This window comes from Paenibacillus xylanivorans, assembly GCF_001280595.1.
GTDB classification, from domain to species: Bacteria; Bacillota; Bacilli; order Paenibacillales; family Paenibacillaceae; genus Paenibacillus; species Paenibacillus xylanivorans.
Window position 1 is genome coordinate 91,146 of record NZ_LITU01000082.1, and the last position, 8,976, is coordinate 100,121.

General features: G+C 44.7%; 7 protein-coding genes. All 7 read right to left on the bottom strand.

Going from position 1 to position 8,976, the window contains the following annotated elements:
- Positions 1-464: 464 nt before the first annotated feature.
- Positions 465-755 carry a CRISPR-associated endonuclease Cas2 gene (cas2, locus tag AMS66_RS28605; protein WP_053784006.1) on the bottom strand — a complete coding sequence of 97 codons (291 nt, stop codon included), beginning with the start codon at positions 753-755 and terminating at the stop codon, positions 465-467.
- A 12-nt stretch (positions 756-767) separates the two neighbouring features.
- The gene (gene cas1c / locus AMS66_RS28610; RefSeq protein ID WP_053784007.1) at positions 768-1,799 is read right to left on the bottom strand and encodes a type I-C CRISPR-associated endonuclease Cas1c; all 1,032 of its coding nucleotides are present in this window, start codon (positions 1,797-1,799) and stop codon (positions 768-770) included.
- A complete protein-coding gene (gene cas4 / locus AMS66_RS28615) occupies positions 1,796-2,455 on the bottom strand; it encodes a CRISPR-associated protein Cas4 (protein ID WP_053784008.1) in 660 nt (219 codons plus the stop codon). The genes cas1c and cas4 overlap by 4 nt, the downstream gene beginning before the upstream one ends.
- Positions 2,442-3,314 (bottom strand): type I-C CRISPR-associated protein Cas7/Csd2, encoded by an 873-nt coding sequence (cas7c, locus tag AMS66_RS28620; protein ID WP_053784009.1) that lies wholly within the window; start codon positions 3,312-3,314, stop codon positions 2,442-2,444. Before cas7c ends, cas4 begins: the two co-directional genes overlap by 14 nt.
- 2 nt (positions 3,315-3,316) lie before the next feature.
- Complete coding sequence (gene cas8c, locus AMS66_RS28625; RefSeq protein ID WP_053784010.1) at positions 3,317-5,248, bottom strand: type I-C CRISPR-associated protein Cas8c/Csd1; 1,932 nt, start codon at positions 5,246-5,248, stop codon at positions 3,317-3,319.
- Positions 5,245-5,967, bottom strand: a complete 723-nt coding sequence (gene cas5c / locus AMS66_RS28630) for a type I-C CRISPR-associated protein Cas5c (RefSeq protein ID WP_053784011.1) — start codon at positions 5,965-5,967, stop codon at positions 5,245-5,247. The genes cas8c and cas5c overlap by 4 nt, the downstream gene beginning before the upstream one ends.
- Before the next feature lie 90 nt (positions 5,968-6,057).
- On the bottom strand, positions 6,058-8,514 hold the full coding sequence (locus tag AMS66_RS28635; protein ID WP_053784012.1) for a CRISPR-associated helicase/endonuclease Cas3: 2,457 nt from the start codon (positions 8,512-8,514) through the stop codon (positions 6,058-6,060).
- Between the last annotated feature and the right edge of the window lie 462 nt (positions 8,515-8,976).

Here is an 8,976-nt window from a genome sequence, read left to right on the forward strand (position 1 = left end):
CTATCTGCGATCAACAATCCCTTATCTACCTTAACATTTCAATCCACGCACTCCATACAGAGTGCGACCGAAGTCATATACACGATCACGGACTCGATAGTTCTATTTCAATCCACGCACTCCATACAGAGTGCGACCGCGGTTTGACAATGTAGCCGCGACCACCAAGGAGATTTCAATCTACGCACTCCATACAGAGTGCGACCAGGGACAAGATTGTCTGATTTATAAAGAAAGGAATTTCAATCCACGCACTCCATACAGAGTGCGACCGCGAAAAAGAACGTACATACAGCAATTCACTAGTATAATTACGTTTTTTCGATACTTTTATAACAAACGCATAGCGAGCAATCCCAACTGCCCATAAAATCGTTGCCAAAAGGTCACAAAAAAGAGGATTTCGACAAAATCTGAGGTGCGAATCCCCCGGGAAAATCATGTGAGCTTGGCATTCGCACCTGCTACAGGATGAGGGGATCGCCCATATCGTAAGATGCTTTCGTTCCAACATGCTGCACCTTGCTTTTATAATTATCGCCGAGATTGTAGAACCGTAAGCTGTCTGTTTTCTTATCAATCATCGCTTCCAGCTCCAATTGCAATTTCTTGAATTGGGCCGCATCCAGCAAACATTCGAAGACTGAATTTTGCACCCGCTGACCATAATCAACACATTTCTTGGCTATTCGGGATAATCGTCTTCGGCCTTCACTGTCTGTCGTACTCACATCATATGTAATGAGCACCAGCATTTAATATGTCACCTACTTCCACAGAAATGGAGGATACTCATCCAGATCACCACGTATATGCCTTGCCAGCAACAAAGCTTGTGAGTACGGAACCAGCCCCCATGGGATCTGTTCATTTAGATAAGGATGCGTTATTTTCTCCTGCTTACGATCCTGCCAAGCCTTAATTACGACTTTTCTGGTATCATCATCCATGATGACCGCTCCATTTTCTTTTACATAGAAGCCCTTGCCATCCACGATCTTTTTGTTAATCAGCGACAGCACGAAGCGATCCGCGTAAACACCTCGAAGCTCTTCCATCATATCGAGGGCAAGCGATGCCCTTCCAGGACGATCACGATGCAGGAAACCGACATAAGCGTCCAATCCTACTGATTCCAAAGCAGATTTCATGTCATTGGAAAGCAGCGTATATGCAAAGGATAAGAGCGCGTTTACCTTATCGAGCGGCGGACGCCGGGTTCGACCATAAAAATAAAACGACTCCTTCTGCTGCAAAATCAGGTCATCAAACACCGAATTATACTGCACAGCAGCCGAACCTTCCAAACCACGCAATACATCCAATTGCTCCACTTCGCGCAACAATTTCATCGTTTCACCCAAGGAAGCTGTTACCTTCTTCATTCGTTCCGTATCTATACGCAGGGCGTAATCCCTCGTTGCCCGTTCCAAAATCCATTTGTTGTTGTACAACTTGCCAATGATCATATTGCGTGACAGGCGCGCACTCCGCACCTCATCATCTGAAATGCGATATTGTTCCTTACGCAGTACTACATTGCCCCGATCTTCACCAATCACCCGGGCCAGAAATCGTCCTGTCCGCGTCATAAAGGTTAGATTCACATTACGTGACGCACAAGCCCCCATAAGAGCTGGACTTACTCCCGCATACCCAAAGGTACAGATGGCTTCGAGATTATGTAGCGGATAACGTGCCAATATGGTCTCTTCCTGCTTAATCACAATATTCTCCCCGTCCAGCGCCAGATAAGTATCCGGTAGAGTAACAAACAGGGTGTTCAGCAGTTTTTTCATTCAGATAACCTGCTTTCGATATAGCTTGATACAGATCTTTTGCTCAAAATGTCAGGCACACAAATGTTGTTCAGAGAACAACTCTTGCAATGGGGACCCGCTTTGGCTTTTGGTGTATGGTTTCGCTCATAATAATGACGCATTTCCTGAATACTTGCTCTTACCCGCTCCCGGTCTGCCTCTGTAATGACTACCTCCACTCGATGCTTAATCTCATCATAATAAAAGTAAGCTTGAGAAATATCGCATACGAGCATTTCTTCCAAACACATGACCTGGGCCACCAGCTGCGAGTGATCGGAATCATTACGTTTCGGCTTTCCTCGCTTGTATTCTACTGGATATGGAAGGTATAATCCTTCTTCACCTGCAAGAGGGATTCCAGACGGATCACGAATGAATTCAACTACATCACATATGCCTGTAATTCCCAGTTCCCTCGATTGCACCGGAAGAGCACGAACCACCAGTTTATCGCCTCTTTTCTCACGGATCGCTGGTTGGTCTGCCTTTCGGTGCAAATGATCTCCTTCAATCGTACGTACATTGTCTTCCCACTGCTGCTCAATATGAATTAACGCCCACTGCCTTCGACAAAAGTTAAAATGTTGAATGCCTGAAAGCAGCAGGTAGTCTTCTTCATTATAGTCCTTCATATTCTTGAACGGCCAAGCCTTCCAGGGGTATAACGGTATAATTGTAATCGTCGTACGATTTGGCTTCGGTTAAATCAGGTTTCAATTCGATCTTCAGGGAACGGTGCACCTTCGCAGATGAATATTGCCCCATTTTGGAACTATGCTCCCACCAATACAGTTGGTGAACCTCCATACTGCCGTCAGGACGGGCAGAAGAAGTATCATTTTCAAATATTGTTCTCAACGCTTCACGAATCTTCTCTGCGTCTTCATATGTAAAGCCTGTCTTCTCAGCCAATTGAGTGTTGATACTGCCATAAAATACATACACTCCAAAATCTACGCGGTGTTTCATTCCCATAGTGTCTGAGCCTTTTTTGTCCGGGTCCTTGGCTGTAGTTACAGAGTTAACGCTCTTCGTAATTTGCATGCTGGAGATATCGATCCGATCCAAACTAACCGCCGTATGAATGGATACCGGGCCACGAATCCCAACGGATACACTTTCTCCTCCACCAAAAGCAAATACTTGCCCGAAGCTTCGTACATCGATCCACGACTGACATGCAGCATCTGCATATAATTCTTTATTCGCTTTTTTACCTTTGCCATGCTCTTGTACATTCTCATTAGCATCAACACGGTCTTTAATAGAGCGGTGACCATCGTTACGTTTTTCATCGGACTGAACCAGTATCGCTTCTCCCATATCTTGCAGGCGATTTCGGATTTTGCGTTTGATACATACATCCGAGATTTCTCCCAAGCCATCATAATTCTGACGAGGACGGTTTCCGTTCAACGGGTCACCGTTGGGATTGGCATTACGAACGGATAATACAACAGCAAAATCAATTTTGTGATCGAGTGTACTCATATTTAGTTATCTCCTTGTTCATTCATTTGATTTTCATTGTTGATATCGGATACAGCGAGAGCTTCCTTGTCTTTTTTACTGGTGTACAGATCATTACGCTGGCTGTAAAAACCAAGCAGATATAATCCTGTAAGTGGTTTATCTGTGAAATCGTCCATCTTCAACTTATCCCCGATTTCATCCAACAGGGAATTATAGTATCTTGCACTCGTGCCCATTCTGGCTTGATAAGGTTGCAGATTGGATTGAATAATAATCCAGGTTCTCCCAGGGCGTTGTGCAAAAGCATTCATATATCGAATGGCGTTCGTAGCTCGTTTTTCTTCCTTGCCAAGAGCACTTCTCTCCAATACATCGGCCACTGCAAGCAATCTGCCAAACAAATAATTGCGATCTTCCGTCTCTGTATTCAAACTCAATCCATACCCCTCCTCTTTATTAACAAGTGCACACGTAATACTCAGTGTCTTCTCCCACTCCCAGTTGTTCTCCATACCTACCGGATTAGAAGCACGATTCACCGAGCTACGGACAATATCTAGCGGAACAGGCTGCATATCCACGATACACGGGAGCATTCGCTCCATTAGACCTTTCACGATCTTTTCACTGGCCCTTGGGCCATAGGCTGCATAAGCAATGTCTTTGGTCGCAGGTGCTCCGATAAAAGAGACGTATTGGTCGTTTTTATTCTTCCGATACCGATGCAACCAATAACAACTCTCATGCCAAGCCTGTAGTTGATCCAGGTACATGTTCTGATCCAAATTCCGATAATACATGATAGCCATCCTGCCTGGTGTGGCTGCATCGAGTATCATAATCGTCACTTCATGTTTGGAGTTGTACTCTCCGTCATATCGAAAGCCACCAAGGGCCTTTCTAATCTGCAAAGCAAACTCCTTGTGAGTCCTGTCACCACCAGTAGCTACCTCATCTTCGTCTTCATCGTACAAGCTGAATGAATCCTCCTGAGGTTCTGGCATCTCAAGACGTGTACTTCCCCACACCAGAAAAACTTTGCCATCAATCGTAGTCCCTTGCCGATCGATGAGCCATTTCAGCGCGTTATGTCCCTTCTGTGATGCTGCGTAACTAACAACCGCTGCGTCACGACTAGTACGAAAACGACCTCGGTAAGTAAACCCACTGGAGTCATTGGCTGAGATCAGTTTGGATTTGTCCCCTGAATGCCTGATTCGTGAAGCATGTTTATCTGCAACAGGTGACTGTTCCCCTGTTACAAAACAGAGATCCGTATCTTGCAAACTCGTTTCGTAAAACTGGATAAACGATTGTTGTACGGAAGCGTCACGCCATAATCTTGATTCGGGTTCCCCCGGAAGATCTACGGCAAAACGGACAAATGCCCCACTCTGATCCGAAGCGATTACATTGAAAATATCCGGTTTTTTACTCTCCGGGTCTCCAGATTCAGTTGTCCATTTATCCAGAAGTTTCCCGTGACGATCTGCATGAAGTATACCTCTGTCCACCAGATCAGCGATGAGCGTGCCTTTGCTGACATAGTGAAGTACACTCTGAACTTTAGGGTGACTAAAGGGAGATTCGCACCAAGCTTTCAATTGAATCAAATAATCCTGATAAGGCGTTCCCTTGACCTCACCGCAAAAGGAAGTGTAATCTCCGGCAACATAGACTAACTTGTCAAAAAGCGGATAAGGTACTGGCGCACTCGTTCTGCTCGCAGCCGCTTCCGTGCAAGGGATAATGGTGCTGCCATCATTCTTGTCCACGACATAGGCGTTTACGATATTTCCTTTTCCATTCAAATGCACTTCAATATGAGCAGTCTGTGTCGTGTGCGAGATCGGAATTAGGGCGTACTCCCGACCATTTTTTTTCGTTTCAAATTGCCCCACAACATCGACATGGTCATCATACGTTTTGCTTAAATTAGCAAGCCAGCTCATTCGCCCACCTCACTCCCTAACATGTCTGCATAAAGTTCATCTACAGACTGCATGTTGCCTGCACCAAATACTTTGGCTTCACCTTCTCCAGCCTTTCGTACTAATGTACATTCATCAGGACGGATAAACTGAATAACTCCATGCTGCATTTTCGCTCTCCACAGGCGTATCTCTCGCTCATTGCTGCCTGTCTCATCCGGATAACTGATCCCATGAAGCATGGTACCAAAATCAATCTCCGCTATCCGATCGTAGCAACCCTCTTCTTCGCCAAAATGGCAAGGTTCAACGTAAGCCTGACATTCACGTGTTCCCAGAAAGATATCACGGCGCCCTCCGATCTGGACTGCCCGTTTCGCTATATTGTGATGTTTGTGTTCGTTCTGGTCATGTACCAGATCTTCGCGATGAGGATTAAATACAAAGTGAGCTTTCACCTGATATCGTACATTTCTTAAATAGGTGTAATACGCCAGTGTGTTACCACCGCTATATTCAATCGGACGCATTCCCTTGGATTCCGTTTGGATCGTATTCATAATTCGAACCTCGTCCACAATCCAAATGAGCGTAGGCTTCCAGTAAATCGATTCAACAATGCCTTTGAGAGCTTGGTATGTAGGGACTTGATAGGAAAATTTCTCTCCCCCAAGCTTGGTCAGTGGATCGGTGAACAGCGCATAGTTTCCAGAAACCTCGAATTCGATTTGATTTCTCAATGGTTCAACTCCTTTCGATCTACATGATGTGTCTATGAGGAGAGCATGCACCATGGATCTCCCCGGTTTCAAAATGCTATGGGTCAACCATTAAATAATTGCTTTCTCCCAAGCACCCTCACCTTTGGCTTCCACACCAAAATCATCAGAATATGCGGGTTCTCGTAAAGCCAGAGCATGTCCATGCAAGAGTGGGTATACATCTCCGTTTTTCTCTAATGCCCGGAGTTCATGATCATAGATATTCACTGTGTACTGTTGAGCTTTCCGCAGTAATTCCCCCATTTCACCGGGTTCGAGCTTACCATTCAAATCCATAATCAGTTCGTTGCCTTCTTCACCATATGGAACAATGACGGGAGTCGCATTCGTTGATATAGCCTCAAAATACTTCTCAGCTGTAGCAATAGCCGATTGATTCACCACTTCCAGTTTCTGATCATGTCTCTTTCTATAGGCGTCCACATAATACCGATTCCGATCCATGAGATCGAACAGGTTCTGTTCTAGCTTAGGAATGGGATAGTGCATCTGATCTGCGATATCATTAAAGTAATATTGGAAATAACACGTCATCGCCTTGGCAGATAACAAATCATACCCGAGTGACTCAGGGTCATCCTGGAACTGTTGCAGTACACGTTCTGTTTTTGCTGCACCCGTTTTGATCTCGGGTAGATGGGTTAGAACTTCATCTGAGGATTTAATGATATACACATTACGAATCTCATCTTTCCCATGACGATTACACCTTCCAGCTGCCTGTGCAATGGAATCCAGTCCTGCGAGTGAGCGAACTACACATTCGAAACTGATGTTAACGCCAGCTTCGATGAGTTGTGTGCTGACACAGATAATGCGTTCCCCTTTTGCCAACCTTTGAATGACACCATTCTCACCAGATAACATCTCTTTACGATGTGCGGCACACATATTCGTACTTAGATGCACAACCTGTGCCCCACTATCCTGTAACCATTCAGCTGCATTCAGTTGCTCGAAGAGTTTGCGCACGGCAGTCTTGGTATTCAAAATGACCAGTACACTATCTACTTCCCTCATCTGTTCCTGCACAAATGAAGACAATTCCTCCGCTCCCCAGCCTGATGGTGAGTCCTGTGTGCGGTCGTGTAACTCTACTCGTTTAAAACTTTGTTCCACATGCTCTAAATTCTGGATAATCTCAGGCTCTACTGAAAAATGAAGCTTATGCTTCACAAAATCAAGTGCAGGTTGAGTCGCTGTACATAGCAACAAACTTGAGCGACCCACAACATGCAAAAAATTAAGCGACGCATTGAATAATGAGATGCATTTCACAGGCACGGATTGCACTTCATCAAATACGATGACGGCATTAGATAGTTGATGCAATCTGCGAACATTTCGAGTGCCTTTGGCGTAGAAGGTATTCAGGAACTGAACCATGGTTGTAAAAATAATGGGGCGATCCCAGTGATCACGGGCGAGCTTGAGGTTCTTTTTGCGCTGATCATAGGTCTCACCCTCGTCACCATCTTGGCGTTCATCGTCCTTGTCATCTACCACGTTCGAATGATGTTCCAGAATCATATCATCTGCCCTCAGAATGTTGCGGATCTCCGCGGCGTTCTGTTCAATGATGGTGGTGTACGGGACGATGTAAATAATCCGCTGTTTGTTATACTCTATTGCATGCCTTAGCGCGTATCGCATACTGGCGAGTGTCTTACCTCCACCTGTGGGAATAGATAAGGTGTACACCCCTGAAGGGCGAAATGCGAATTCTTCACATTGCCGGGACATTTCCCGTCGCAATTGGTTAATCGGAGTGTTCGCGGTACTCCCTTTCTTAAGATTAGTTAGATGTTGCGATAGCAACTCATAGGATTTTTGGAAGAACGATGAATCATCTACTTTGGCTGCCTGTGGCTCATTCTCCTCAAATCGTCTTGTGTTGGTTCGATCTGCGTCAATTAGACAACTAAAGATGTATTTGATAAGAAGAGATCCCGCGATGGGGGGAAGTTTATGCTTCTTGATGATCTGTATGTATTGTTGAAGTTCGTCTGTTGCTTGCTTGAACATCTCGTCCAATTGTTCAGGCGAATTGTGCTTGAAAAACTCTTCTTCCGCTTGCTCGTATTGATCCAATTGTTTCGTAACCACTCGCTCAATGTACGGTGAAGTCTTCTCTGGTGATACGTAGTCTCTTAAACCCTGATGATGTGAAATGATACAATTGGCAATCCACTCGACCGTTGATTTAACTTCGGCTGACGCAGCCTTATGATGATAACGTCGATGTAACAAACGTCCACCAGCGGTTGAATGATCGACCGAACCTTTTCGAGGAGGAGCATCCGGATTTGCGACAGCATCCTGAATATAATCCCTGAACTGGTCTGTATTTTTTCCTAAATCATGTAACAGTCCCGCAATTCCTGCTAAATATTTGACGCCAATCTTCTCACCAACTCGCTCCGCTCCCTGCTGAACCTCAATCAAATGATCTTGAACCGTCTGAATGGCTCCATCTTGTTGACGAATATGAGCAATATAGGTCATACCCTCTCACCTCCACCGAATTTCAAGACATTAAACCCATATATATAGGTAAAAAGACTTATGATTTACTTTCGACACAATAATACATATTCCTTTTATAAATACTATATTTTTAGAATATTATGTAATTTTTCGAGAAGGAATAAGAATATGCAAAAAAAACTTACCTCATGCTACAGGTTAATGTAGAAAGTGGTAAGTCTGTTAACTTTAACATCCAAAGGAGTAAGGCATATTTCGATCCATGCACTCCATACGGAGTGCGACATGTCGGTGGGTCAGGAAGGAGAGGGTAACCAATATTTCAATCCACGTACTCCATACAGAGTGCGACTTTGAAGAGACCTTAGTGCCTGTCACTTCTTCAAAATTTCAATCCACGCACTCCATACAGAGTGCGACCGAAAAAATAGAGTGCAACGCAATTTGCGAAGGTAATTTCAATCCACGCACTCCATACGG